This window comes from Protofrankia sp. CiP1_Cm_nod2, assembly GCF_920664355.1.
GTDB lineage: Bacteria > Actinomycetota > Actinomycetes > Frankiales > Frankiaceae > Protofrankia.
The window spans coordinates 18,501-19,325 of sequence record NZ_CAKKTL010000072.1 but is presented as its reverse complement, the minus strand read 5'-3'; the positions used below and the strand labels follow the sequence as shown (position 1 = coordinate 19,325).

Sequence of the window (825 nt, the reverse complement as noted above, 5' to 3'; positions counted from 1 at the left end):
GCGCCTTTGCTTCGGTGGCTGCCACTGCGGGGCCCCCGCAACCGGTGGGTGTGCACCCTGGTGTGCACGACCCTTCCGCGGAACTGCCGCGGCGCGCCGCTCCGCAGCTTCCGCAGCCCGGGCCGGAGTCACCTTCGTGTACGTCGTCGCCGTGATGTTGATGTTGCTGTGGCCGAGTCGTTCGGACACTTCCTTCAAGGTCTCTCCCGACTCCAGACCGATGGTCGCGCTGGAATGCCGCAAGTTCTTCAGCGGAATCGCGGGCAGGTCCACATGCCGTGACAGCGTCTCGAACCGGGACGACACCGTGTTCGGATGCCACGCCGTGCCGTCCGCCTGCGTGAACACCAACCCCGTCTCCGCCCAGCCCGGACCCATGGTGAGTTTCTGCTCGGCCTGCCGTCGGTGCCAGCGGCGCAGTGCCGCCGCCGTCTCCTTGTCGAGGGCACCGGCCCGAGCCGACTGCCGGGTCTTCGGCTTCGACGGGCGTGCCTTCCCACCCACGGTGACGATCGTCGTTCCCGGTTTCGACGGGATCGTGACCGTGCCGCTGGCAAGGTCGATGTACTCCCAGCGGAGTCCGACCAGTTCACCGCGGCGTAGGCCGAGGCAGGCCATCACGGCGAACGCCACGGCCAACGGATCGTTCCGGCTTTCGCAGTAGTCGAGGAACTGGCCGAGTTGGGCCCCGGACCAGGCGAGCACTTCAGGGTTGGGCGGCAGCGCCAGTTCCACGTCACTGGCCGGGTTGAATTTGATCAACCGGCGTTTCCGGAGCACTGACAGAAGGGCACGTGCGGTCCGGTGGATGCTGTGCAGCGTGGG

General features: G+C 67.5%; 1 protein-coding gene. It reads right to left on the bottom strand.

From position 1 onward, the window contains the following. The coding region (locus NBW84_RS10470) for a site-specific integrase (protein ID WP_250284038.1) at nt 1-762 on the bottom strand (762 nt) is incomplete at its 3' end. Between the last annotated feature and the right edge of the window lie 63 nt (nt 763-825).